This window comes from Nonomuraea corallina, assembly GCF_027620315.1.
In the GTDB taxonomy this organism is placed as follows: Bacteria; Actinomycetota; Actinomycetes; order Streptosporangiales; family Streptosporangiaceae; genus Nonomuraea; species Nonomuraea corallina.
Genome location: NZ_JAPNNL010000052.1, coordinates 16,070 through 39,728, shown reverse-complemented (window position 1 = coordinate 39,728; position 23,659 = coordinate 16,070). Strand labels below are relative to the sequence as shown.

At 69.9% G+C, this 23,659-nt stretch carries 23 protein-coding genes and 1 riboswitch; of the genes, 9 read left to right on the top strand and 14 right to left on the bottom strand.

Going from position 1 to position 23,659, the window contains the following annotated elements; translation table 11 throughout:
* The 4 genes from OUY22_RS15665 to OUY22_RS15650 all read left to right on the top strand — a co-directional run.
* Positions 1 to 218: WYL domain-containing protein (locus tag OUY22_RS15665; protein WP_270155691.1), on the top strand; the 218-nt coding region annotated here is incomplete at its 5' end.
* Between the two features lie 64 nt (positions 219 to 282).
* Positions 283 to 1,764: an AMP-binding protein gene (locus OUY22_RS15660; protein ID WP_270155690.1), complete on the top strand. Its 1,482-nt coding sequence runs from the start codon at positions 283 to 285 to the stop codon at positions 1,762 to 1,764.
* A 60-nt stretch (positions 1,765 to 1,824) separates the two neighbouring features.
* Positions 1,825 to 2,163, top strand: coding sequence for a hypothetical protein (locus tag OUY22_RS15655; protein ID WP_270155689.1), 339 nt, complete (start codon positions 1,825 to 1,827; stop codon positions 2,161 to 2,163).
* Positions 2,164 to 2,228: 65 nt separating this feature from the next.
* Positions 2,229 to 3,881 carry a DNA repair helicase XPB gene (locus OUY22_RS15650; protein ID WP_270155688.1) on the top strand — a complete coding sequence of 551 codons (1,653 nt, stop codon included), beginning with the start codon at positions 2,229 to 2,231 and terminating at the stop codon, positions 3,879 to 3,881.
* A gap of 206 nt (positions 3,882 to 4,087) precedes the next feature.
* Here OUY22_RS15650 and OUY22_RS15645 read toward each other — a convergent pair whose 3' ends face one another.
* Positions 4,088 to 4,420, bottom strand: a complete 333-nt coding sequence (locus OUY22_RS15645) for a hypothetical protein (protein WP_270155687.1) — start codon at positions 4,418 to 4,420, stop codon at positions 4,088 to 4,090.
* 121 nt (positions 4,421 to 4,541) lie between these two features.
* Between OUY22_RS15645 and OUY22_RS15640 the strand changes: the two genes are divergently transcribed.
* Positions 4,542 to 6,542 (top strand): HelD family protein, encoded by a 2,001-nt coding sequence (locus OUY22_RS15640; RefSeq protein ID WP_270155686.1) that lies wholly within the window; start codon positions 4,542 to 4,544, stop codon positions 6,540 to 6,542.
* 71 nt (positions 6,543 to 6,613) lie between these two features.
* Complete coding sequence (locus OUY22_RS15635; RefSeq protein WP_408638165.1) at positions 6,614 to 7,144, top strand: YbhB/YbcL family Raf kinase inhibitor-like protein; 531 nt, start codon at positions 6,614 to 6,616, stop codon at positions 7,142 to 7,144.
* Positions 7,145 to 7,395: 251 nt separating this feature from the next.
* Here OUY22_RS15635 and groL read toward each other — a convergent pair whose 3' ends face one another.
* The 5 genes from groL to OUY22_RS15610 all read right to left on the bottom strand — a co-directional run bounded on the left by groL (position 7,396) and on the right by OUY22_RS15610 (position 12,142).
* The gene (gene groL, locus OUY22_RS15630; protein WP_270155685.1) at positions 7,396 to 9,024 is read right to left on the bottom strand and encodes a chaperonin GroEL; all 1,629 of its coding nucleotides are present in this window, start codon (positions 9,022 to 9,024) and stop codon (positions 7,396 to 7,398) included.
* 314 nt (positions 9,025 to 9,338) lie between these two features.
* Positions 9,339 to 9,539, bottom strand: a complete 201-nt coding sequence (locus tag OUY22_RS15625) for a cold-shock protein (RefSeq protein ID WP_020546479.1) — start codon at positions 9,537 to 9,539, stop codon at positions 9,339 to 9,341.
* Between the two features lie 275 nt (positions 9,540 to 9,814).
* Positions 9,815 to 10,090, bottom strand: coding sequence for a MoaD/ThiS family protein (locus OUY22_RS15620; RefSeq protein ID WP_270155684.1), 276 nt, complete (start codon positions 10,088 to 10,090; stop codon positions 9,815 to 9,817).
* 24 nt (positions 10,091 to 10,114) lie between these two features.
* Entirely contained in the window at positions 10,115 to 11,347 is a 1,233-nt protein-coding gene (thrC, locus tag OUY22_RS15615; protein WP_270155683.1) for a threonine synthase, read from the bottom strand.
* Between the two features lie 13 nt (positions 11,348 to 11,360).
* Positions 11,361 to 11,502, bottom strand: a riboswitch (SAM riboswitch).
* Between the two features lie 85 nt (positions 11,503 to 11,587).
* On the bottom strand, positions 11,588 to 12,142 hold the full coding sequence (locus OUY22_RS15610; RefSeq protein ID WP_270155682.1) for an RNA polymerase sigma factor: 555 nt from the start codon (positions 12,140 to 12,142) through the stop codon (positions 11,588 to 11,590).
* Between the two features lie 31 nt (positions 12,143 to 12,173).
* On the opposite strand from OUY22_RS15610, the gene OUY22_RS15605 reads away from it, so the two are divergent.
* Positions 12,174 to 13,598 (top strand): alpha,alpha-trehalose-phosphate synthase (UDP-forming), encoded by a 1,425-nt coding sequence (locus tag OUY22_RS15605; protein WP_270155681.1) that lies wholly within the window; start codon positions 12,174 to 12,176, stop codon positions 13,596 to 13,598.
* 34 nt (positions 13,599 to 13,632) lie between these two features.
* On the opposite strand, the gene OUY22_RS15600 is transcribed toward OUY22_RS15605, so the two are convergent.
* From OUY22_RS15600 to OUY22_RS15590, 3 genes are read right to left on the bottom strand one after another with little or no spacing between them, the layout of a single operon-like run.
* On the bottom strand, positions 13,633 to 14,238 hold the full coding sequence (locus tag OUY22_RS15600) for a hypothetical protein (RefSeq protein ID WP_270155680.1): 606 nt from the start codon (positions 14,236 to 14,238) through the stop codon (positions 13,633 to 13,635).
* Positions 14,239 to 14,273: 35 nt separating this feature from the next.
* A complete protein-coding gene (gene otsB / locus OUY22_RS15595) occupies positions 14,274 to 15,044 on the bottom strand; it encodes a trehalose-phosphatase (RefSeq protein ID WP_270155679.1) in 771 nt (256 codons plus the stop codon).
* A gap of 39 nt (positions 15,045 to 15,083) precedes the next feature.
* Positions 15,084 to 15,368 (bottom strand): DUF3263 domain-containing protein, encoded by a 285-nt coding sequence (locus OUY22_RS15590; protein WP_270155678.1) that lies wholly within the window; start codon positions 15,366 to 15,368, stop codon positions 15,084 to 15,086.
* 208 nt (positions 15,369 to 15,576) lie between these two features.
* On the opposite strand from OUY22_RS15590, the gene OUY22_RS15585 reads away from it, so the two are divergent.
* Both OUY22_RS15585 and OUY22_RS15580 read left to right on the top strand, forming a co-directional pair.
* Positions 15,577 to 16,434: an SAM hydrolase/SAM-dependent halogenase family protein gene (locus tag OUY22_RS15585; RefSeq protein WP_333486686.1), complete on the top strand. Its 858-nt coding sequence runs from the start codon at positions 15,577 to 15,579 to the stop codon at positions 16,432 to 16,434.
* Positions 16,435 to 16,636: 202 nt separating this feature from the next.
* On the top strand, positions 16,637 to 17,839 hold the full coding sequence (locus OUY22_RS15580; protein WP_270155676.1) for a S8 family serine peptidase: 1,203 nt from the start codon (positions 16,637 to 16,639) through the stop codon (positions 17,837 to 17,839).
* Between the two features lie 36 nt (positions 17,840 to 17,875).
* On the opposite strand, the gene OUY22_RS15575 is transcribed toward OUY22_RS15580, so the two are convergent.
* The 5 genes from OUY22_RS15575 to OUY22_RS15555 form a co-directional block, all read right to left on the bottom strand.
* Positions 17,876 to 18,895 (bottom strand): ABC transporter ATP-binding protein, encoded by a 1,020-nt coding sequence (locus OUY22_RS15575; RefSeq protein ID WP_270155675.1) that lies wholly within the window; start codon positions 18,893 to 18,895, stop codon positions 17,876 to 17,878.
* The gene (locus tag OUY22_RS15570; RefSeq protein WP_270155674.1) at positions 18,879 to 19,916 is read right to left on the bottom strand and encodes an ABC transporter ATP-binding protein; all 1,038 of its coding nucleotides are present in this window, start codon (positions 19,914 to 19,916) and stop codon (positions 18,879 to 18,881) included. The genes OUY22_RS15575 and OUY22_RS15570 overlap by 17 nt, the downstream gene beginning before the upstream one ends.
* A gap of 12 nt (positions 19,917 to 19,928) precedes the next feature.
* Positions 19,929 to 20,909, bottom strand: a complete 981-nt coding sequence (locus OUY22_RS15565; RefSeq protein WP_270155673.1) for an ABC transporter permease — start codon at positions 20,907 to 20,909, stop codon at positions 19,929 to 19,931.
* Complete coding sequence (locus OUY22_RS15560) at positions 20,902 to 21,846, bottom strand: ABC transporter permease (protein WP_270155672.1); 945 nt, start codon at positions 21,844 to 21,846, stop codon at positions 20,902 to 20,904. The genes OUY22_RS15565 and OUY22_RS15560 overlap by 8 nt, the downstream gene beginning before the upstream one ends.
* A gap of 124 nt (positions 21,847 to 21,970) precedes the next feature.
* Complete coding sequence (locus OUY22_RS15555; protein WP_270155671.1) at positions 21,971 to 23,479, bottom strand: peptide ABC transporter substrate-binding protein; 1,509 nt, start codon at positions 23,477 to 23,479, stop codon at positions 21,971 to 21,973.
* Between the last annotated feature and the right edge of the window lie 180 nt (positions 23,480 to 23,659).

Sequence of the window (23,659 nt, the reverse complement as noted above, 5' to 3'; positions counted from 1 at the left end):
CGCGGACCCCGGCGACGGCCACGATCTCGATCCTGCAGGACGCCATCCGGCAGGGGGTGCGGGTGTGGATCGGTTACACCGACTCCCAGGGCAACGCCACCTCCCGCATCCTGGAGCCGGCCCGGATGGAGGGCGGCTACCTCACCGCCTACGACGAGACCCGGGCGGCCGTCCACCGCTTCGCCCTGCATCGCATCACAGGCGTGTCGGGCGTCTGATCCGGCCTCGGTCCTGCCGTGCGAGGCTTGACGGTGCGCCTGATCTAGCAGCAAGTTAGGCAGTGTGACCGAGCAAACGCTGGGCAGGCTGGCCGAGCAGTCCTGGAACAGGTTCGAGGACTACGACGCGATGTGCTACGAGGGGGTGTGGCACCGCAGCCACAGCCTCGCCGAGCGGGCCAGGCGCGCCTGCGGCGGCTTCGTCGAGGCCGGCATCCGGCCCGGCGACCGGGTGGTCGTGATGATGGCCACCTCCCCCGAGGTGCCGCTCGTCTGCCAGGCGCTGTGGGCGGCGGGCGCGGTGGTGACGCCGGTGGTGTTCCTGGTGGGCGCCGACGAGCTGCGGCACATCCTGCTCGACAGCGGCGCCGCCGCCGTGGTCACCTCGCCCGAGCTGGCCGGCACCGTACGGGCGACCGGGGTGGACGTGCCGGTGTACGTCGACACCGCCGAGCTGGAGCGGGCCGCCGAGCACGGCCCGGTGGCGCGGGACGCCGGCGACCTGGCCGCCCTGATGTACACCGGCGGCACCACCGGCAGGGCCAAGGGCGTCATGCTCAGCCACGCGGGCCTGTGGCAGGTCGCCAAGGCCGCCTACGAGCTCTCCCACCAGGAGGGGATCAACCGGGCGATCGTCCCGGTGCCGCTCTCGCACGCGTACGGGCTGATCGTCACCGTGGCCGGGATGCACGCCACCGAGCCGCCCCAGGCGGTGCTGATGCGCTGGTTCGACCCCGGCCTGTTCCTGCGGCTCGCCGCCGAGCAGCGGGTCCAGTACGGCACGGTGGTGCCGGCCATGCTGCAGATGCTGCTGGCCGAGCCGCTGGAGTCGCATCCGCTGCCCGACCTGGCCTTCCTCACCTGCGGTGCGGCCCCGCTGGGACGGGACGTGCTGGCGGAGTTCGAGCGGCGGATGCCGGGCGTGACGATCCTGGAGGGCTACGGGCTGACTGAGACCAGCGCCGTGACCACGTTCAACCCGCCGGGGCGGCGCAAGCCGGGCAGCGTGGGCCTGCCGCTGCCGGGCTACACGATCACCATCCGCGACTCCTCTGGCGAGCCGGTGGAGCAGGGCGACGTGGGCGAGATCTGCGTGTCCGGCGAGGCGCTGATGCTCGGCTACTGGGGCGAGCACCGGCCCGACCCCGAGGGCACCGCGCTGGTCGACGGCGAGCTGCGGACCGGCGACATCGGCTGCATGGACGACGACGGCTACCTGTACGTGGTCGACAGGAAGAAGGACCTGATCATACGGGGCGGTTTCAACGTGTTCCCGCGCGACGTCGAGGACGCCCTGAACCGGCACCCCGAGGTGGTGATGTCGGGCGTGGTCGGCCGGCCGGACGAGCGGCTGGGCGAGGAGGTCGTCGCGTTCGTCCAGCTCGCGGAGGGCGCGAAGGTCACCGCCGAGGAGCTGATCACCTGGGCCAGGGAGCGCGTGGGCCGCGTCAAGTATCCCCGCGAGGTCACGTTCGTCGACTCGATCCCGATCACCAGCGTGCTCAAGCTCGACCGCAAGGCGCTGCGCGCGCGGTTCGACGGCTGACGGGAACCCCGACCGGTCGCCGCCTGATCCGTGATATTCCTGGACCGTCAGGGAGGTGACATGAGCCAGGACGATCATCCCTACCAGCCGTACGGAGCCCCCTACGGCCGGCAGCCGCCCCCGTCCTACGGTTACGGCCCTCCTCCGGCCGGCGCCCGCGGCGAGCCCAACGTCCGCGGCATCGTCGCGCTCGTGCTCAACCTCTTCAGCGTGGTCTCCTGCTGCAACGTCCTCGGCCTCGTCGGCGCCTTTCTCGCCGGTCAGGCTCTGCGCGCCGGGGTCGCGCCGGACAAGGCCCGCGTCTACATCGCGTGGAGCTTGGTGGTGATGGTGGCGGGCATCCTGGCGACGGTCGTGCTGGTCCTCTATCTCGGCGAGAACGGCTACCTCGACGACTGATTCCCGCCCCGCCGGGACTGTTTGGGCCGTCGCGCGTGTTGGATAGGCGTCAACCGTTTGAAGGGATGGCTGTGAACGACGGCCCGCTCATCGTCCAATCGGACAAGACGCTGCTGCTCGAGGTCGACCACGAGAGGGCCGACGCGTGCCGCAAGGCGATCGCGCCGTTCGCCGAGCTCGAACGCGCGCCCGAACACGTGCACACCTACCGGGTCACCCCGCTGGCGCTGTGGAACGCCCGCGCCGCGGGCCACGACGCCGAGCAGGTCATCGACGCGCTGATCGGCTACAGCCGCTACCCGGTGCCGCACGCCCTGCTCGTCGACGTCGCCGAGACGATGGCCCGCTACGGCCGGCTCAGGCTGGAGAAGGATCCGGTCCACGGGCTGACGCTGACCTCCACCGACCGGGCCGTGCTCGAAGAGGTGCTGCGCGCCAGGAAGATCCAGCCGATGCTGGGCGAGCGCGTCGGCGACGACACCGTGGCCGTCCATCCGAGCGACCGCGGCAACATCAAGCAGGCGCTGCTCAAGCTGGGCTGGCCGGCGGAGGACCTGGCGGGCTACGTCGACGGCGAGCACCACCCGGTCGAGCTGGTCCAGGACGGCTGGACGCTCCGGCCCTACCAGCAGGAGGCCGCCGACGCCTTCTGGCACGGCGGCTCCGGGGTGATCGTGCTGCCCTGCGGCGCCGGCAAGACCATCGTGGGCGCGGCCGCGATGGCGCACGCCCGGGCGACGACGCTGATCCTGGTCACCAACACGGTCAGCGCCCACCAGTGGAAGCAGGAGCTGCTCAAGCGCACCTCGCTGACCGAGGACGAGATCGGCGAGTACTCCGGCTCCAAGAAGGAGATCCGGCCGGTCACCATCGCGACCTACCAGGTGATGACGACCCGGCGCAAGGGCGTCTACAGCCACCTGGAGCTGTTCGACGCGCGCGACTGGGGCCTGATCGTCTACGACGAGGTCCACCTGCTGCCGGCGCCGATCTTCCGGATGACGGCCGGCCTTCAGGCCCGCCGGCGCGTGGGGCTGACCGCGACGCTGGTGCGGGAGGACGGCCGCGAGGGCGACGTGTTCTCGCTGATCGGCCCCAAGCGCTACGACGCGCCCTGGAAGGAGATGGAGAACCAGGGCTGGATCGCCCCGGCCGACTGCGTCGAGGTACGGGTGACGCTGACCGACGAGGAGCGGCTGGCGTACGCGATGGCCGAGGTGGAGGAGCGCTACCGGTTCTGCGCCACGACGCCGTCCAAGACCCGGGTCACCGAGGCGCTGGTCCGCCGCCATCTGGGCGAGCAGGTGCTGGTGATCGGCCAGTACATCGACCAGCTCGACGAGCTGGGCGAGCACCTGAACGCGCCGGTGATCAAGGGTGAGACCCGGGTCAAGGAGCGCGAGCGCCTCTACCAGGCCTTCCGCGACAAGGAGATCCAGGTCCTGGTGGTGTCGAAGGTGGCCAACTTCTCCATCGACCTGCCCGAGGCGAGCGTGGCCATTCAGGTGTCGGGCACGTTCGGGTCCCGGCAGGAGGAGGCGCAGCGGCTGGGCCGGGTGCTGCGGCCCAAGGCCGACGGCGGCGGGGCCCGCTTCTACACCGTGGTCAGCCGTGACACGGTCGACCAGGAGTTCGCCGCGCACCGGCAGCGGTTCCTGGCCGAGCAGGGATACGCGTATTCGATCATCGACGCCGACGACGTGCTGGGCGGGGTGTGAGCCCGGCCGCTCGCGGAGCGGCCAGGCCCCACGGTCTCACGTCCAGGAGACCCCGCGGGTAGTCGACAATCGAACCATCCCCCTCGCTGCGTGCTTCACCGTCGCTACTCAATCCGGCTGCGACATACCCGATGATCCGGGAATGCCACCTGGTATGCCCGTATTTTGTGGCATTTCGTTATATGCCGCCGGTTTGTGAGGATCGTTCACTTAGTCAGGACGCCGCCGAGGAACAGCACGCCCTCCGCGGCGATCCACGCGACCCCGCTCATCACCATGAACCGGGTGAACGTCCGCTCGTCCTGCCGCGCCGCCGGAAGCACCCAGGCCGCCGCCGTCAGGCAGGCGGCCACCGCAGCGAACAGGCCCGACACCGAGGCGAACGCGGTGAGCCGCCGCTCGCACGCCGGCGTCTCGCCGCCCGCGCAGAAGGCCTCCAGCCCCCAGCCGGCGAACACCGACAGCGTCCAGAGTGCGGCCAGCAGAAAACTCGCGATGGTGGGAAGGATCGGCGAGAAGCCGAGTCGCACGCGCGCCACGCCGACTTCCTACCCTCCCCCCGCGGCGGCTAAATGCCTTTGAGGGCATCGCGGCGGGCGCACTAAGCTGGCGGATTCGCTGCCTTGTCATCCACCTCCGACCGCCGGGAGGCGCTCCCCCATGCCCACCACCGACCGACTGGCCCCCGACATACCCTCCAGCGTCCTCGCCGCCGAGCAGGCCCACCTGGCCGAGTCCAGGGCCGCGCTCGCGGCCATGCGCGCGCACGCGCAGTCGCTCTCCGCCGACGCGGCCGGCGACTGGGTCTCCCAGCAGATCCTCCAGTCCCTGCTGGACCAGCGCGTCGCCGCCCTGGCCGACCACCCCGACACGCCGCTGTTCTTCGGCCGGCTCGACCGCTCGGCCACCGACGACCTGCCCTCCACCATCCACGTCGGCCGCCGTCACGTGCACGACGGCGCCAGCCGCCCCCTGGTCATCGACTGGCGCGCCCCCGTGTCGCGCGCCTTCTACCAGGCCAGTCCCGCCGACCCGATGGGGGTGACGCTGCGCCGCCGCTTCGGCTACCACGGCGGCGTGCTCACCGCGTACGAGGACGAGCCGCTCGACCAGGGCGCCGAGATCGGCCCGTCCCGGATCCTCACCGAGGAGATCGAGCGCCCGCGCACCGGCCCGATGCGCGACATCGTGGCCACCATCCAGCCCGACCAGGACGAGATCGTCCGCTCCGAGCTGACCAGCACGGTCTGCGTGCAGGGCGCGCCGGGCACCGGGAAGACGGCGGTCGGCCTGCACCGGGCCGCCTACCTGCTGTTCACCCACCGCGAGCGGCTCGCCAGGGCCGGCGTGATGATCGTCGGGCCGAACCGGGCCTTCCTCTCCTACATCTCCTCCGTGCTGCCCGCGCTGGGCGAGGTCAAGGTCGACCAGACCACGGTGGCCGGGCTCCTCGGCGACCACGCCGCGCCGGAGGACCCGGCGACGGCCGCGGTCAAGGGCGACGCCCGGATGGCGGCCGTGCTGAAGCGGGCCCTCTGGCTCCACATCGTCAAGCCGGAGGAAGGGCTGGTCTACGCCAAGGGCGCCTACCGCCACCGGGTGGCCGACCACGAGGTGCGCGAGATCGTCGCCTCGCTGCGCGGCACCACCCGCTACGGTCCCGGCCGCGCCGCGCTCGCCCAGCGGCTCGCCCACCTGGTGCTGGTGCGGATGGAACAGCGCGGTGAGTCGCCCGACGACCGGGTGCAGGACGCGGTGGCCCGGTCCCGGCCGGTCAAGCAGCTGGTCGACGCCGTGTGGCCGAAGCTGACGCCGGAGCAGGTGCTCCACCGGCTGCTGTCCGACGAGGAGTTCCTCGCCAGGGCCGCCCGGTCCGACCTGTCGCCCGAGGAGCGGGGTCTGCTGCTCTGGCGCAAGCCGTACCGGAGCTGGCGGTCCGCCAGGTGGAGCGCCGCCGACGCGGCGCTCCTCGACGAGCTGGGCGACCTGATCGAGCGCACCCCCTCGCTCGGCCACCTCGTCGTCGACGAGGCGCAGGACCTGTCGGCGATGCAGCTGCGCGCGCTCGGCAGGCGCTGCCGCAACGGCTCCGCCACCGTGCTCGGCGACCTGGCGCAGGGCACCACCCCCTGGTCCACCACGTCGTGGCGTTCGGTCCTCGCCCATCTCGGCCAGGACGGCGAGGTCACCGAGCTGACGCTGGGCTTCCGCGTCCCCCGCGAGGTCCTCGACTACGCCGCCCGCCTGCTGCCGTCCATCGCCCCCGGTCTGGCCCCGCCCCGGTCGCTGCGCCCCGGCTCCGGGTCCCTGTCGATCCGGCCGTCCGGCGATCTCTGCGAGGCCGTCCAGGAGGCGCTGGGCCGCGAGGGCTCCATCGGCGTCATCGTCCCCGACGCCGCGGTCCAAGCGGTCTCCGAGTCGCTCTCGGGCGTCGCGCACGCCGTCCTCGACCCCGACGCCGTCCAGGAGCACCGCCTTCTCGTGGTGCCCGCGACACTGGCCAAGGGCCTGGAGTACGACCACGTCATCGTGGTGGAGCCGGCCGACATCGTCGACGCCGAGCCCCGCGGCCTGGCCCGCCTCTACGTGGTGCTCACCCGCGCCGTCACCTCGCTCACGGTCCTCCACCACAGACCCCTCCCGCCGCAGCTCGCAGGGTGACGGCGACACGTGGCGAGGCGGAGGATCACTTCTAGGATGACGGGAGGAGCTTTCACCCAAAGGAGGATGCCGTGCCAGCACCGCTGCCACACGAACACCTGCCGTCGGTCCCCTCGCTCACGGTCCACAGCGACGACATGACGGACGGGGAGAGGCTGAGTGACCTGCACGTCTTCAACGACTGGGGCATGACGGGCCAGAACCTCTCCCCCAGCCTCCGCTGGTCCGAGGCGCCGGCGGAGACGCTCAGCTACGCGGTGACCTGCTTCGACCCCGACGCGCCCACGGGCAGCGGCTTCTGGCACTGGGTGCTGTTCGACATCCCGGCGTCGGTCACCGAGCTGCCCACGGGGGCCGGCACCGCGCCCGAGTTCAAAGGGCTGCCGCAGGGCGCCAAGCACGCCCGCAACGACTACGGCACCAAGGACTACGGTGGTGCGGCCCCGCCTCCCGGCGACCCGCACCGCTACGTCTTCACCGTGCACGCGCTCGGCGTCGACACCCTCGGCGTCGACACCGACACCAGTCCGGCCGTGGTGGGCTTCAACATCACCGCCAACACCCTGGCGCGCGGCCACATCGTCCCCCATTTCGGGGTCTGACCACGCGAGCGCACCGCCTCCCTCGGGGGGCGGTGCCGCGTTTGCCAGGTTCTGGCTCTTGGGTCCCGCGGGCTAAAGAACCGCGAAACGTTTTCCGCTGGGTGCCGTATATCAGAACGTTATCGGACATATACGGATAGTGGTACGGCGCGGTAAACCTCTCCGTGAAGGAGCGGGCGGAAATGCGAAGCGGCCCGAACCGGAAACACCGGTGCGGGCCGACTCGCGAACCTCAGGTCGAGAACCCTCGATCAGAAGTCCATGTCACCGCCGCCGGGCATGCCCGCCGGAGCGGCAGCGGCCTTCTCCGGCTTCTCGGCGATGACGGCCTCGGTGGTGAGGAAGAGCGCCGCGATGGAGGCGGCGTTCTGCAGCGCGGAGCGCGTCACCTTGGCCGGGTCGATGATGCCCGCCTCGAACATGTTGACGTAGTCGCCGCTGGCCGCGTTGAGGCCCTCACCGGGGGTGAGGTTGCGGACGCGCTCGACCACGACGCCGCCCTCAAGGCCGGCGTTGACCGCGATCTGCTTGAGCGGCTCCTCCAGCGCCTTGCGGACGATGGCGGCACCGGTGGCCTCGTCGCCCGGCAGCTCCAGCTTGTCGAACGCCTTGGCGCCGGCCTGCAGCAGGGCCACGCCACCGCCGGGCACGATGCCCTCCTCGACGGCCGCCTTGGCGTTGCGCACGGCGTCCTCGATGCGGTGCTTGCGCTCCTTCAGCTCGACCTCGGTGGCGGCGCCGGCCTTGATGACGGCCACGCCGCCGGCCAGCTTGGCCAGCCGCTCCTGGAGCTTCTCGCGGTCGTAGTCGGAGTCGGTGCGGTCGATCTCGGCGCGGATCTCGTTGACCCGGCCGGCGATCGAGTCGGCGTCACCGGCGCCGTCGACGATCGTGGTCTCGTCCTTGGTCACCACGACCTTGCGGGCGCGGCCCAGCAGGTCGAGGGTGGCGTTCTCCAGCTTGAGACCGACCTCCTCGGCGATGACCTGTCCGCCGGTGAGGATGGCGATGTCGGCCAGCATGGCCTTGCGGCGGTCGCCGAAGCCGGGGGCCTTGACGGCCACCGAGCGGAACAGGCCGCGGATCTTGTTGACCACCAGCGTGGCCAGGGCCTCGCCCTCGATGTCCTCGGCGATGATGAGGAGCGGCTTGCCGGACTGCACGACCTTGTCGAGCAGCGGCAGCAGGTCCTTGTTGGCCGAGATCTTCGAGTTGACGATCAGGATGTACGGGTCCTCGAGCACGGCCTCCATGCGGTCGGAGTCCGTGACGAAGTACATCGACGTCATGCCCTTGTCGAAGCGCATGCCCTCGGTGAGCTCCAGCTCCAGGCCGAAGGTGTTGCTCTCCTCGACGGTGATGACGCCTTCCTTGCCGACCTTGTCCATCGCCTCGGCGATGAGCGAGCCGATCTCGGGGTCGGCGGCGGAGATGGAGGCGGTGGAGGCGATCTGCTCCTTGGTCTCCACGTCCTTGGCCAGCTTGGAGAGCTCCTCGCTGACGCGCTCCACAGCGGCCTCGATGCCCTTCTTCAGGGCCATCGGGTTGGCGCCGGCAGCGACGTTGCGCAGGCCCTCACGTACGAGCGCCTGGGCGAGCACGGTAGCGGTGGTGGTGCCGTCGCCGGCGACGTCGTCCGTCTTCTTGGCGACTTCCTTGACCAGCTCGGCGCCGATCTTCTCCCACGGGTCCTCGAGCTCGATCTCCTTGGCGATCGAGACACCGTCGTTGGTGATCGTGGGGGCGCCCCACTTCTTCTCCAGCACGACGTTGCGGCCCTTGGGGCCGAGCGTGACCTTCACCGCGTCGGCGAGCTGGTTCATCCCGCGCTCGAGACCGCGCCGGGCGTCCTCGTCAAACGCGATCATCTTGGCTGCCATTAGGCGAGACCTCCCAGATACAGGGTGTCCTGGTGAGACCGAGCCGACGCCCGCGACGGCATATGGGCCCACATCTCCGTTCGGCAGGCCCCATCGTCTCGATCCCCGTTGGCACTCATCAACATAGAGTGCCAACGAAATGTTTAGCACTCTCCCCTGCCGAGTGCAAGCCGACGTCGGCCTCCCGCAGGTCAACTCCTGGCTGTGAAGGTCCGTACGGCGGGCCCCGGGCGGCCCGCCGTATCCCTGTTGTGAGGTGGCAGATCACACGCACTGCGCTGGCGTGCGCGCTGCCGGTGCGTACCAGTTACATCTCAGACCGCTCTGACGGACTCCGCCTGCGGTCCCTTCTGGCCCTGCGTGATCTCGAACTCGACTCGTTGTCCCTGCTCGAGAGAGCGATAGCCGTCCATCAAGATTGCCGAGTAATGGACGAATACATCCTTACCACCGTCTACCGCGATGAAGCCGTAGCCCTTGTCCGCGTTGAACCACTTGACGGTGCCCTGCGCCACTTCTGACTCCTCTTACTGGGCCCAGAGATCTCGCCCATTCCTCCGCGAGACCCACAATCGCCAAGAGATATGGGGATATCGTCTGACGATCGCACTCGACCATACCTGTGGCACGGCGTTTGGCAACAGAGTCAACCTACGAAAGACGTATTTCACCCCTGGCTGAGTAGTTCAATGTTGAAATTCCCCGCAAAAGGGGAAGGCGCCCGCATGGGGCGCCTTCCCGACCGATGCCCAGACCGATCCCAGACCGATGCTCCACTGAGCGAGCGGGTTCAGCCGCCCGCGACGGCCGGGATGATGGAGATCTGAGCACCCTCCGGGGCCGGCGTGTCCAGACCCTGGGCGAATCGGACGTCCTCTTCTCCCACGTAGACGTTGACAAAACGCCGAATCTTGCCCGATTCATCCAGAATGCGGGCGCCGATCCCCGGGTAGTCCGAGTCGAGCTTGGCCAGGACGTCACGGAGAGTCGCGCCTTCCCCGCTCACTTCCGCGTTGCCCCCGGTGTACGTGCGCAGAATGGTGGGAATCCGCACAGAAACGCTCATGATGTACGTCGCCTTTCCTGATTGTCAGACAGTCGCGCGGAACGCGTCGAGAGAAGGCCGGATCACGGCCGTGGGCTGCGCGTCGGCGGCCACGGCGTCGAGCGTCTTGAGCCCGTCGCCGGTGTTGAGCACCACGGTCTCGGCCTCCGGGTCGAGCTGCCCGGTCTCGACGAGCTTCTTCAGCACGCCCACCGTGACGCCGCCCGCCGTCTCGGCGAAGATGCCCTCGGTCGAGGCCAGCAGCCTGATGGCCGCGACGATCTCGGCGTCCGTCACGTCCTCGACCGCGCCGCCGGTGCGCCGGGCGATGTCGAGCACGTACGGGCCGTCGGCGGGGTTGCCGATGGCCAGCGACTTGGCGATGGTGTCGGGCTTGACCGGCTGGACCACGTCGTGGCCGGCCTTGAAGGCGGCCGACACCGGCGAGCAGCCCTGGGCCTGCGCCCCGAAGACCTTGTAGGGCCGGTCCTCGATCAGCCCGAGCCGGATCAGCTCCTTGAACCCCTTGTCGATCTTGGTGAGCTGGGAGCCGGACGCGATCGGAATGACGATCTGCTCCGGCACCCGCCAGCCGAGCTGCTCGGCGATCTCGTACGCGAGGGTCTTGGAGCCCTCGGCGTAGTAGGGCCGCAGGTTGACGTTGACGAACCCCCACTTGTCACCCAGAGGATCGCCGATCAGCTCCGAGCAGAACCGGTTGACCTCGTCGTAGGTGCCCTCGATGCCGATGAGCCTGCCGCCGAAGACCCGGGCCATGGCGATCTTGGCCTGCTCCAGCCCGGCGGGGATGAACACGCACGCGTCCAGGCCCGCCCTGGCGGCGGCGGCCGTGACGGCCCCGGCCAGGTTTCCGGTCGAGGAGCAGGAGAGCGTGTGGAAGCCGAAATTGCGGGCCGCCTCGACGGCGATGGCCACCACCCGGTCCTTGAAGGAGTGGGTGGGGTTGCCCGAGTCGTCCTTCACGTACAGGGACCTGAGCCCGAGCACCCGGCCCAGGTTGCCCGCCTTGACCAGCGGCGTCCAGCCGGGGTTCATGTTGGGCTTGGTCGCGACGTCGGCCGGCACCGGCAGCAGGGAACGGTAGCGCCAGATGCTGGCCGGGCCCGACTCGATGTCGGACCGCTTGACGTCGCCGAAGTCGTAGGCCGCCTCCAGCGGCCCGAAACACTCGACGCAGGCGAAGTCGGGGCCGAGCGGGTAGCGGGCGCCGCATTCGCGGCAGGAGAGCGCGGTTGCGGGACCAAAGTCGAGCGACATGAAGCGAGGCCTTCCCTCATCTTCGCCCGCGGCCACCTTGACCGCGGACCGGAATTGGCACCCTGTCCCGGTCGGCCTCGCCAGGTCGCGAGTCACAAGCCGGGAGGGTTGCCGGGGCTTCGCAGGGCCGGTCCCTCCACCCCTCTGGATGAGCAATGTTCAGTTGTTGCTGCTGACTCGGACTCTACCCAATCAACCGGGTGCTCTGGACAGCCGTCTCAGACTCCGAGATGAACGGTCTCACCGATAGTCGTCGCCCAGCACCCCCTGGACGTATTTGCGAGCCTGGTGGATGCGCGACTTGGCGGTGCCGAGCGGGATGTTGAGCTGCTCGGCCACCTCGCTGTAGTCGAGCTGCACGATGTCGCGCAGCACCAGCGCCTGCGCCAGGTCCGGCTTGTCGGCCTCCAGCGCCTCCATCGCGTCGAGCAGGTCCAGCCGCGAGCCCGCGATCACGCTGACCCGCCGCACGTCGGGCTTCTGCGTCAGCAGCTCGTCGGAGCTCTGCTCCGCCGACCTGCGCTTGAGCGAGCGGTACGTGGTGCGCGCGCAGTTGGCGGTCACGATGTGGAGCCAGGTGCTGAACCTCGCCCGGCCCTCGAACCGCCCGATGTTGCGCGCCACCGCGAGCAGGGTGTCCTGAGCCGCTTCCTCCGCGTCCTGGTGGTAGGGCAGGATCCGGGCGCAGTGCCGCAGCACGTCGGGCTCGATCCGCCGCAGGAGCTCGCCGAGCGCGCGGTGGTCGCCGCGGGCGGCGGCACGGGCGAGTTCCTCGGTGTGCTCATCTAGCGCCATAGCTGGGATCCTATGATCGGAGGGAGGGGAAATGAACAGCGTCCTGCTCGCCTCGAACCGAGGCCCCGTGTCGTTCACCGTCTCCGACGACGGCGTCCTCACCATGAGACGCGGCGGCGGCGGCCTCGTCTCCGGCCTGTCCGGCGTGGGCAGGGAAGGCGACGTGCTGTGGGTGTGCGCGGCCCTGTCCGACGGCGACCGCAGCGCCGCCCGCCAGGCCCCCGGCGGCCGGCTCGACCACGCGGGCTACGAGACGGGCGCGCTGCGCATGCTCGACATCGCGTCGTCCACCTTCCACCGGGCCTACAACTCCGTGGCCAACTCCACGCTCTGGTTCGTCAACCACCTGCTCTACGACATCCCGAACGCGCCCCACTTCGGCACGAGGTTCCGGCGCGACTGGGAGTCCTACCGCGACTACAACGGGGCGTTCGCGCTCGCGCTGGCCGAGGAGGCCGGCCACGGCGCCCGCGTCATGGTGCAGGACTACCACCTGACCCTCACCCCGGCCATGCTCCGCGCCGAGCGCCCCGACCTGCGCGTCGCCCACTTCAGCCACACCCCGTGGGCGCCGCCCGAATACTTCTCGCTGCTCCCCGACGACGTGGCGGGCGAGGTGCTGGGGGGCATCCTGGGCGCCGACCACGCCGGGTTCCTCACCCGGCGCTGGGCGGAGGCGTTCATGGAGTGCTGCCGGACCGTGCTGGGCGCCGAGGTCGACCGGCGGGCCGGGACGGTCTCGTACGCGGGTCGCGCCACCCGGATCGGCGTGCACGCGCTCGGCGTCGACGGCGAGGCCCTGTGGGCCCGCGCCGGCGAGCCCGACGTCGAGTCGCACATGGCGGCGATCAGGGAGCAGGTCGGCGACCGCAAGCTGATCGTCCGCATCGACCGGACCGAGCTGTCGAAGAACATCGTGCGCGGCCTGCTTTCCTACAAGGAGTTCCTGGACGCCCATCCGGAGTGGCACGGCCGCGTGGTGCACCTGGCCTTCGCCTATCCCAGCCGCCACGACCTGCCCGAGTACCGCGAGTACACCGCGGCCGTGCAGCGCTGCGCGCAGGAGATCGAGGACGAGTACGCGACCGAGGACTGGGACCCGCTGATCCTCAACGTCAACGACGACTACCCGCGCTCGCTGGCCGCCTACCGGCTGGCCGACGTGCTGCTGGTCAACCCGATCCGCGACGGCATGAACCTGGTGGCCAAGGAGGGCCCGGTCCTGTCGCGGACGTGCGCGCTGGTGCTGTCGCGGGAGGCGGGCGCGTGCGCGGAGCTGGGCGCGCACGCGCTGGTGGTCAACCCCTACGACATCACCGGCACGGCGGACGCCCTGCACGCGGCGCTGGTGATGCCCGAGCCCGAGCGCGTCCACCGGCGCGCCCGGCTGGTGGCGGCGGCCACCGCCCTGCCCCCGCATCGGTGGCTGGCCGCTCAGCTCGACGCGCTCACCTGACCTCACGGCCGGGACTCGCCAGGAGGTGTCCGCCTCACTTCCAGTCGGCGTGCCTGAGCGCGGCGGCCAGCCCCGGGGTGTTCCACTGGTCCACTACGAGGATCTTGCTCTTCGGCAGGTACCACTCGCGCTGCGTGAAGCGGGCCTTGGTCTTGCCGTTCGACAAGCTGATGCAACGCGACTGCCAGACGTTGTGGGCGGCCTTGTGCCCCTTCCCGACCTGGCGCACGCCGCGCTTCACCTTCGGGCCGATGGACTCGCCCCATTTCTGGTTGAACGGGCAGGGCAGCACGCCGCTCGAGGTGTAAAAGGGGCTCTTGCCGGTGTAGCGGCGAAACCCCTCGTCGCCGCGCTTGATGAGGGACGGGCCGAGGACGTAGAAGGCGTCGCAGTTCGGCGTCCCCCAGCCCCTCGGCTTGCCGCACTTCCCGGTCACGACCTGCACCACGTCAGGACCGAAGCGGTGGACCTCCCACTGGATCGGGATGTAGAGGGTCAGGCCCTTGCGCAGCTTGAGCTCCTGAGCAGGGGCGGAGGCGGCGGACGCGGACTCGGAGGAGGAGGCGGCGGCCGCGGTGGCGGGGGCCGCGAGGACGGCCGCCGCGGCGACGGTCACGACCGCGAGGTGATTCGCTCTCATGGACGGGACCTTAGGGATCTTCGTTTGCAATCCGGTTAGGAACGGCTGAACGCCGAGGTCAGCTCGCGTAGCAGCGCCACCACGCCCTCGGGGCCGTCGACCACGATGTCGGCCCGGTCGGCCAGCTCCGTCACCTCTGCCGAGCCGCTGCACACGGTCACGCCGGGCAGGCCCGCCGAGCGCACCGCGTCGAAGGCGGCCAGATCGCCGAGGTCGTCACCGGCGAAGAGCACGGACCTGGCGGCCCGCTCGGCCAGGAAGGCGCTGAGCGCGTGCCCCTTGTCCATGCCGGAAGGCCGCAGTTCGAGCACCAGGCGGCCCGGCTCCACGACCAGGCCGTGCTTGGCCGCCAGCGCCGTCAGCGGCTCACGGAGCGCGGCCAGCGCGCCCTCGGGGTCGGCGCTGCGGCGGGTGTGGACGGCCACCGCGCGGCCCTTGTCCTCCAGTGCCACGTCGGCCAGGCCCAGCGAGTCGAGCAGCAGCGGCAGCTCCGCCTTGGCCCGGGGCACCCCGGCCGGCGGCGGGGGCGCGCAGATCCGCCCGTCCTCCCACCGCTCGAAGCCGTAGTGGCCGAGGATGACCAGGCCGGGCACCTCCTTGAGCGCGGGCCCCAGCTCCAGCACCTTGGCGGGCGGCCGCCCGGTCACGATCGCCACCGCGCGGACGTGCCGGCCCAGCTCGGCCAGCGTCCGCGGCGCCTCGGAGTGGACGACCGCGGCGTCGGGGTCGGGCACGATCGGCGACAAGGTGCCGTCGAAGTCGAGCCCGATCACGGCGCCGGCCGGGTCCTTCAGTATCGCTTCCATTCCAGGGATGTCGTTCACGCCGCTGCCGTACCCATCGGGTCAGGGGCGCATGCCCAGTCTCCGGGCGGAGCGCTCGCGGCGGCGGCCGGCGCGCAGCCGGCGCAGCCGTTTGACCAGCATCGGGTCGTGCGCCAGCGCCTCGGGCCGGTCGATCAACTCGGCCAACAACTGGTAGTAGCGGGTGGCGGAGAACCCGAAGGTCTCCTTGATGGCCTGCTCCTTCGCGCCCGCGTAGCGCCACCAGTGGCGCTCGAAGGCGAGGAGTTCGAGCTCGCGGTCGGTGAGAGGCCGATGGACGGACTCCTGGACGGAGTCCTGCTCCACCCCCTGGTCGGCCCCCTCGTCGGCCCTCTGGCCCGGTCCCTGGCCCGGTCCCTGGCCCGGTCCCTGGCCCGGTCCCTGGTCTGCTTCCTGGTCAGCCCTCCGGTCAGCACTGTCACCGTTTGACGGTGCAGTGTCCATGGTGTCCTCCTCGGGAAGGGCGGCGCGACGATGGCTTCGCGCCGCACAGGCGGCCCGTGGCCATCGTAATGTGCCGAGTGCGGCTGTTCACGGCGGATTGCGAGACGTACAGTCACTAAGTGTGACCTCAGTCATCACACTTCTCACGGATTACGGGCTCGAGGATGGCTATGTCGCCGCCTGCCACGGGGTAATCGCAGGGATTGCCCCAGATGTCCGGGTGATCGATGTGTGCCACCTGGTCCCGTCGGGCGACGTGCGGCGCGGTGCGGCGATTCTGGCCCAGACGATCCCGTACCTTCCCGTAGGCGTGCATGTCGGGGCCGTCGACCCCGGGGCCGGTGGGGCCCGGCGGGCGGTCGCGGTGGAGGCCGGCGGCCGGGTGTTCATCGGGCCGGACAACGGGCTGCTGTCGTGGGCGGTGCGTGCCAGCGGCGGCGCGCGGGCGGCGTACGAGCTGAGCAACGCCGAGCACTTCCTGCACCCGGTGTCGCCCACGTTCCACGGCCGGGACGTGTTCGCGCCCGTGGCGGGGCGGCTGTGCGCGGGCCTGAGTGCGGGCGAGCTGGGCCCTGAGGTGCCGGTCGAGAGGCTGGTCACGCTGCCGGAGCCCACCTCCGTGCTGCGCGGGGGCGCGGTCGAGGGCGAGGTCGTCTCGGTGGACGGCTACGGCAACACGCAGCTGTCGATCTCGGCCGGCGACCTGGCGGCACTGGGCCTGCGGACGGGTGACACGCTCGGCGTGTCGCTGGGCCGGCGGCGGCTGTCGATGCCCTACCGGGAGACCTACGCGGCGGTCCCGCCCGGGGAGCTGGTGGCGTTCGCGGACTCGGCGGGCCTGATCGCGTTCGCGGTGAACTGCGGCGACGCGGCGCAGCGCCTCGGGCTGCCTCCGGGGGCGCGTGTCCGGGTGTCACCCTCCGTATAAGGCAAAAGCCGCAAACGTCAATTACGTAGCGTATCGGACTGTTCACGGAAGCGTCGGACCGAAACCCCGGTCGCGTGCCAGAATGCTGCGGCATGATCGGGCGCCCCTCACCCCCGTTCGAGGTCGACGTGTTCCAGCTCCACGTGTCCAGGCCGCCGGCCGCACCCCGGCTCGCCGCCGCCCCGCGCCCGGGCACCGCCCGATGAGGTCGCCACGCCTGGCGGCGACGGCGCCGCTCCTGTCGCTCCTGCTCGGCCTGGCCGTGCCGCCCGCCGCGGCCGACCACGAGACGGGCGCCGCCGCGCGGGCCAAGCAGTGGCAGCTCGGCGCGTTACGACTGGCCGACGCCTGGCGGCTCACCAGGGGCGAGGGCGTGCTGGTGGCGGTGCTCGACACCGGCGTCCGCGGCGACCACCCCGACCTGCGCGGCTCGGTGGTCCAGGGCCCGGACCTCACCGGAGCCGCCAGGACCGGCGTTCTATGGGGCCACCACGGCACCGCCATGGCCAGCCTCATCGCCGGCCACGGCCACCCCTCCCGAGGAGGCGCGAACCGGACCGACGACGATCACGGGGTGCTCGGCGTCGCGCCCGCCGCCAAGGTGCTGTCGGTGCGCGTCACGCTGGAGAACTCCGACCCCCTGCGCGGCGGACGCCGCGCAGGCGACCGCCACGCGCTCGCCAAGGGCATCCGCTACGCCGTGGACCGGGGCGCGCAGGTCATCAGCATGTCGCTGGGCGGCGGCAGCGGCTCCTGGAAGGGCTCGGCCGCCGAGGAGGCGGCGGTGCGGTACGCGATCACGCGCGGCGCGGTCCTGGTCGCCTCCTCGGGCAACGACGGCGCCACCACCAACAGGAGGAACTTCCCCGCCGCCTACCCCGGCGTGATCGCCGTGGGCGCCGTCGACAGGCGGCTCCGGCCGGCCGGGTTCTCCAACCGCCGCCACCTGTCGGTCGTCGCCCCCGGCGTCGACATCGTCACCGCCACCGCGACCGGCCAGTACGTGGTCAGCGACGGCACCAGCTCGGCCGCCGCCATGGTCGCGGGCATCGCCGCGCTGATCAGGTCCGCGTACCCGGAGCTGTCGCCCCGCCACGTGCGCCGCGCGATCGAGCGCGGCACCAGGAGACGCCCGCACGGCGGCTACGACGCCGCTTACGGGCACGGTGTCGCCAACGCCGCCCTGGCGCTGCGCGCGGCCGAACGTCTGGCGGGCCCCGCCCAGGCTCTGCCGCTTCCCGCGGAGCACTTCGGCGACGCGGAGCCCGGCCCGCCGCCGGGTTCGCGGGCGCTGGTCATCGCGGCCCTGGTCGCCCTGGCCCTGGCCCTGTCGGCCCGCGTCCTGCTCCAACCCCGGCCCCGCACCCGGGCAGAGGCCCGGACAGGCCTTCGCCCCCGCGCCTGACGGCACGGGGGCGAAGCGCGATCACGCGGGGTCAGGTCAGGAGCTCGCGTGCACCACGTCGTGCGTCTCGGCGAAATGGCAGGCGCTCTCGTGGTCCGTGCCCGGACGGATCTCCAGCAGCGGCTCCTCCGTCGCGCAGATCTCCTGCGCCTTCCAGCACCGCGTACGGAAGCGGCAGCCGGACGGCGGGTTGGCCGGGGACGGCGGGTCGCCCTGGAGGATGATCCGCTCCCGGTTCTCGCGGCCCTCGGGGTCGGGGACCGGCACGGCCGACAGCAGCGCCTGGCTGTACGGGTGGGCGGGCCGGTCGTAGATCTCGGTGTCCTTGCCGAGCTCCACGATCTTGCCCAGGTACATCACCCCGACCCGGTCGGAGATGTGGCGGACCACCGACAGGTCGTGGGCGATGAAGATGTACGCCAGGTTGAACTCGTTCTGCAGCCGCTCCAGCAGGTTGATCACCTGGGCCTGGATCGACACGTCCAGCGCGGAGACCGGCTCGTCACAGACGATGATCTCCGGCTGCAGGGCCAGCCCGCGGGCGATGCCGATGCGCTGCCGCTGGCCCCCCGAGAACTGGTGGGGGTAGCGGTTGATGTGGTCGGGGTTGAGACCCACGACCTCCAGGAGCTCCTGCACCTTGCGGTTGCGGTCACCCTTCGGCGCCACCTCGGTGTGGATGTCGAACGGCTCCCCGACGATGTCGCCGACGGTCATCCGCGGGTTCAGCGAGGTGTAGGGGTCCTGCATGACCATCTGGATGTTGCGCCGCATCCGCTTGAGCTCGCCGCCCCTGGCCCGGCCGATGTCACGCCCGTCGATCTTCACCGTTCCGGAGGTGGGCCGCTCCAGCGCCATGAGCACCTTGGCGAGGGTGGACTTGCCGCAGCCCGACTCGCCCACGATGCCGAGCGTCTCGCCCCTGGCGAGGTCGAAGGAGACCCCGTCGACGGCCTTGATGGCCCCGATCTGCTTCTTGAACACGATCCCCTGGTTGAGGGGGTAGTGCTTCACCAGATCGCGGACCTCCAGGATCGTGTCACCCTTGGTCGCCATCGAGGACCTCCCTCCAGTAGTGGCAGGCGCTGTTGCGCGTGCCGCTGATCTCGTAGAGCGGGGGGACGTCGGTCACGCAGTTGTCCTGCCGGTACGGGCAGCGCGGGTGGAAGGCGCAGCCGGTGGGCATGGCCAGCAGGTTGGGCGGCAGGCCCTTGATGGCGTACAGCTCCTGGCCCTTGTGGTCGACCCGCGGGATCGACTCCAGCAGCCCCTTGGTGTAGGGGTGGGCGGGAGCCTTGTAGATGTCGTGCACCGGGGCGTTCTCCACGATGCGTCCCGCGTACATGACCGCGATCTTGTCGGCGACGTCGGCCACGACGCCGAGGTCGTGCGTGATCAGGATCATGCCCATGTTGCTCTCGCGCTGCAGCTCCGCGAGCAGCTCCATGACCTGGGCCTGGACCGTCACGTCGAGCGCGGTGGTCGGCTCGTCGGCGATCAGCACCTCGGGGTCCAGCGCGATCGACATGGCGATCATGATGCGCTGGCGCATGCCCCCGGAGAACTGGTGCGGGTAGTCGTTGACGCGCTGCTTGGCGGCCGGGATGCGGACCCGGTCCATCAGTTCGACGGCCTTCTTCATGGAGTCGCGCTTGGACATGCCCCGGTGCACCCGGAACATCTCGCTGATCTGCCAGCCCACGGTGAACACCGGGTTCAGCGCGGAGAGCGCGTCCTGGAAGATCATCGCGATGCGCTGGCCGCGCACCTGCGTGCGCGCCTCTTCCGACAGCTTGAGCAGGTCGGTGCCGTGGAAGCGGACCTCCCCCTTGGGGATGCGCGCCGGCGGAATGTCGAGGATTCCCATGATCGCCTGCGCGGTCACGGACTTGCCGGAACCCGACTCGCCCAGGACCGCGAGGGTCTCACCGGCGTCGAGCGAGTAGCTCACGCCGTTGACGGCCTTCACCGCGCCCCCGCGCGTGGCGAACTCCACGTGCAGGTCGTCCACCGCCAGCAGAGGCTCGTTGCCGAGCCCTCCCTCGGCCGGCAACGCCTCCAACGATGTCTTGCTCATGTCTCCCCCCTCCTACCTGAGCTTCGGGTCGAGCGCGTCGCGTACGGCGTCGCCCAGCATGATGAACGCGAGCACCGTGATGCTCAGGAACAGGGCGGGGAACACCAGCGGCAGCGGCGCCTCCAGGAACCGGTTCCGGGCGTCGGCGATCATCAGCCCCCACGAGATGTCCGGCGACGTCACGCCGACCCCGAGGAAGGACAGCGCCGCCTCGGCAGCGATGAACCCGCCCAGGTTGATGGTGGCGATGACGATCACCGGTGCGAGCGCGTTCGGCAGCAGGTGCCTGAACATGATGCGCGACTGGCCGGCCCCCAGCGCCCGCGCGGCCAGCACGAAGTCCTGGCTTCGCGCGGTGATGACGGCCGCTCGCATGATGCGGTAGGTCATCGGCCAGGCCAGCACCGACAGCGCGATCACCACGATCCAGATTCCCAGCCCCTGGTCCCGGAAGGTCGCCGTGATGAGCAGCGCGCCCAGGATGGAGGGGATGGCGAAGAAGACCTCGGTGACACGCGAGGCGATCGTGTCGGTGAGTCCGCCCCGGGTGCCCGCGAGCAGGCCGAGCAGTCCGCCGACCAGTGCGGTGATCACCGTGGTGGCCACGCCGATGATGATCGAGTTCTTCGCGCCGTAGATGGTCTTGGCGTACACGTCGCAGCCCAGGTTGTCCCGGCCGAAGATGTGGCCGGCGCTCGGCCCCTGCCGGGCGGTCGACAGTTCGCACGTCTTGGCGTCGAACGGGTCGATCGAGGTGAACAGCGACGGCCAGAACGACATGACCAGCAGGATCGCGATCAAGATCAGCGAGAAGATGAACATCGGCCTGCGGCGCAGGTCGTACCAGGCGTCGCTCCAGAGGCTCGCCGGTTTCGAGTCCTTCTTCTTCGCCTGCTCGACCGGCGGCGGCGCGCTGGGCGGTGGGTTTTCCGTCAGTGACTGGGTGTCGGGGAACGCCGGCCCGACCTGGCCCATCTGCGGTGTCTCACTCATAGCGGATCCTCGGGTCGAGCACGGCGTACAGCATGTCGACGATCAGGTTCGCGACGATGTACACCAACACCAGGATGGTCACGATACCTACGACGATGGGTTGCTCACGAAGGTAAACGCCTTGATACAGCTGCAGACCGATGCCCGGCAGGTTGAAGATGGTCTCCGTGATGATCGCGCCGCCCATGAGCACGCCCAGGTCGGCCCCGAGATAGGTGACCATCGGGATCAGCGCGTTGCGCAACCCGTGTCTGCCCACGACTCTCCGTCTCGACAATCCCTTCGCGGTGGCGGTGCGGATGTAGTCGGAACGCAGCGTCTCGACCAGGCTCGTCCTCGTCAACCGGGTGAGGTAGGCGATGGACGTGCCGGCCAGCACGAAACCGGGCAACAGGTATGACTTCAACCCCTGGGTCGCTCCCGCGATGGGGAAGAATTCGATGCCCGTGGCCTGCTTGAGCCAGACGCCGAGCCACAGCTGCAGCACGAACCCGGTGACCAGGGTCGGCACCGAGATGAGCAGCAGGGTCGAGGCCAGGATCGCGGTGTCGGTGGCCCGGCCGCGACGCAGCGCCGCCCACAGGCCCAGCACCAGGCCGATGACGGCTTCCATGACCAGCGCGGTGAACGCGAGGTTCAGCGTGACCTGGAACTTGCCCGCGAGCAGCTGGGTCACGGGAACGCCGGCGAAGGTCGTGCCGAAGTCGCCCCGGAACAGGATGCCGCTGATGTAGTACCAGTACTGCAGCAGCAGCGGATCATTCAGGTGATACTGCTCACGGATGATGTTGACGATCGCGGGGTCCTGACGCTTCTCACCGGCGAGCGCCTCGATGGGGTCTCCGGGAAGCGCGAACACGATGGCGAAGATGAACAGGGTGGCGCCCAGCAGAACTGGTATCGCCTGGATCAGGCGCCTGATGATGTAACGGCCCATACAAGCCTCCCGTACATGCCAGAAGGCAGTCCCTGGGAACCTGGGGTAACGCCGACCCAAGCGACTGCCTTCGTGGCGGGCTCACGAGGGGTGGACGGCGTCCCGCCCACCCCTGTATTCAACGTCAGGCCTTCTCGACGTCAGCCCACTCAACCTGGTTGAGAAGGTTGATCTTGACGTTCTTGACGTTCGTCGAGTGCCCCGAGTTGTTCCGGTAGAAGTAAACCGGGATGTACGGCAGGTCCTTGATGAGGACGTCGTCCGCCTGCTGGTAGAACTTCAGACCCTCTTCGGCGGTCGGCGCCTGGTCGCCCTTGGCCACCAGGTCGTCGAACTCCTTGCTGGAGTAACCCGCGTAGTTGGAGCCGGTCTTGATGGCGCCGGTCGAGAAGATCGGCGACAGGTAGTTCTCAGCGGACGGGTAGTCGATCGCCCAGCCCATCCTGAACATGCCCTTGTACTTCTTGGCGTCCAGGTCGTCGAGGATGTTGGCGAACTTCTCGAACGGCGCGACCGTCACCTCGACGCCGAGGTTGGCGCGGAGGTTGTTGGCGACGGCCTCGATCCACTCCTTGTGGCCGCCGTCGGCGTTGTAGCCGAGCTCCAGCTTCGCCGGGCCGTTGGCCGCCGCGTACTGCTCCTTCGCCTTGCCCGGGTCGTAGGTGCAGGCCGCGCAGGCGCCCTGGCGGTAACCGTCGATGGCCGGGTTGATGAAGTCGTCGGCCGGGGCGCGGGTGCCGGAGAAGACCGTCTCGGCGATGGTCTTCCGGTCGATGGCCATGGAGATGGCCTCGCGGACCCGGACGTCCTTGTACTCGTCGTTGTACTGCAGAGGGAAGCCGATGTAGCCGATGCCGGCGTCCGGCTGGTCCTGGTAGCGGTCGCCGAGGGCCGCCTTCGCGCTGGAGATCGCCGAGGCCGGCAGCGAGTCGTGGATGTCCACGTTGTTCGCCTGCAGGTCGTTGTAGGCGGTCTCGGCGCTGTTGTAGAGCTTGAACTGCAGCTTCGTCCAGCCGTTGGGCTTCTTGGCCGGGTACTTGTCGTACACGGACAGGTCGACCGTCTGGTCGGTGCCCTTCTTGTACGGCTTGTCCAGCTTGAAGAGGCCCTGGCCGATCGGCTGCTCGCCGTACTCGTTCGTCACCTTGCCGTCGGCGCCGAAGGCGGCCTTGGGCAGCGGGTAGAACGCGGTGTAGCCGAGCATCGTCCTGAACTGGGAGAACGGCGCGGCGAGCTCGACGGTGAAGGTCGTGTCGTCGACGACCTTCAGGCCTTCCATCTCCTTGGTGGTGACTTCCTTGCCCTCACCGGGGTTGAGGGCGTCGTAGCCCTTGATCCGGCCGAAGAAGTAACCGGCGCCCTGCGCGTTGTCCTGGTTGGCCGCGTAGTTCCACGCGTCGACGTAGTTCTGGGCGACCAGCGGCTCACCGTTGTGCCAGGTGTAGCCCGACTTGAGCTTGACCGTCCAGGTGATGTTGTCCTCGGTGGTGATCGACTCGGCAGCGGCCTCGACGACCTGCTTGTTCTCGTCGTAGTTCACCAGGGGCTCGAAGACGGCTGCGAGCAGCTCGGCGCCTTCGGACTCGGTGGTGTTCGAAGGGACCAGCAGGTTCTGCGGCTCGCCGAGCTCCATGCGAACCGGAGTGTCGCCGCCATCCGCCGCGGGGTCACCGGACGGGCTGGCGCCGCCGCCACACGCGGCAACCGCGAGAGCGAGCAGCGCGGTACCGGCGACGATCCGTGCGCCTCTAGTAACACGCATGGTGAAAAGAATCCTCCCTCTACAAGTGGGCGTAAGCGCTGAGCTGCAATG

Bases quoted from the DNA above. Each gene is read 5' to 3' on its own strand.
- OUY22_RS15560 (WP_270155672.1), bottom strand. From the start codon at position 21,846: ATGGGCCGTTACATCATCAGGCGCCTGATCCAGGCGATACCAGTTCTG.
- OUY22_RS15655 (WP_270155689.1), top strand. From the start codon at position 1,825: ATGAGCCAGGACGATCATCCCTACCAGCCGTACGGAGCCCCCTACGGC.
- groL (WP_270155685.1), bottom strand. From the start codon at position 9,024: ATGGCAGCCAAGATGATCGCGTTTGACGAGGACGCCCGGCGCGGTCTC.
- OUY22_RS15605 (WP_270155681.1), top strand. From the start codon at position 12,174: ATGAACAGCGTCCTGCTCGCCTCGAACCGAGGCCCCGTGTCGTTCACC.
- OUY22_RS15620 (WP_270155684.1), bottom strand. From the start codon at position 10,090: ATGAGCGTTTCTGTGCGGATTCCCACCATTCTGCGCACGTACACCGGG.
- OUY22_RS15640 (WP_270155686.1), top strand. From the start codon at position 4,542: ATGCCCACCACCGACCGACTGGCCCCCGACATACCCTCCAGCGTCCTC.
- otsB (WP_270155679.1), bottom strand. From the start codon at position 15,044: ATGGAAGCGATACTGAAGGACCCGGCCGGCGCCGTGATCGGGCTCGAC.
- OUY22_RS15610 (WP_270155682.1), bottom strand. From the start codon at position 12,142: ATGGCGCTAGATGAGCACACCGAGGAACTCGCCCGTGCCGCCGCCCGC.
- OUY22_RS15575 (WP_270155675.1), bottom strand. From the start codon at position 18,895: ATGGCGACCAAGGGTGACACGATCCTGGAGGTCCGCGATCTGGTGAAG.
- OUY22_RS15570 (WP_270155674.1), bottom strand. From the start codon at position 19,916: ATGAGCAAGACATCGTTGGAGGCGTTGCCGGCCGAGGGAGGGCTCGGC.
- OUY22_RS15580 (WP_270155676.1), top strand. From the start codon at position 16,637: ATGAGGTCGCCACGCCTGGCGGCGACGGCGCCGCTCCTGTCGCTCCTG.
- thrC (WP_270155683.1), bottom strand. From the start codon at position 11,347: ATGTCGCTCGACTTTGGTCCCGCAACCGCGCTCTCCTGCCGCGAATGC.
- OUY22_RS15600 (WP_270155680.1), bottom strand. From the start codon at position 14,238: ATGAGAGCGAATCACCTCGCGGTCGTGACCGTCGCCGCGGCGGCCGTC.
- OUY22_RS15555 (WP_270155671.1), bottom strand. From the start codon at position 23,479: ATGGAGCTCGGCGAGCCGCAGAACCTGCTGGTCCCTTCGAACACCACC.
- OUY22_RS15650 (WP_270155688.1), top strand. From the start codon at position 2,229: ATGGCTGTGAACGACGGCCCGCTCATCGTCCAATCGGACAAGACGCTG.
- OUY22_RS15565 (WP_270155673.1), bottom strand. From the start codon at position 20,909: ATGAGTGAGACACCGCAGATGGGCCAGGTCGGGCCGGCGTTCCCCGAC.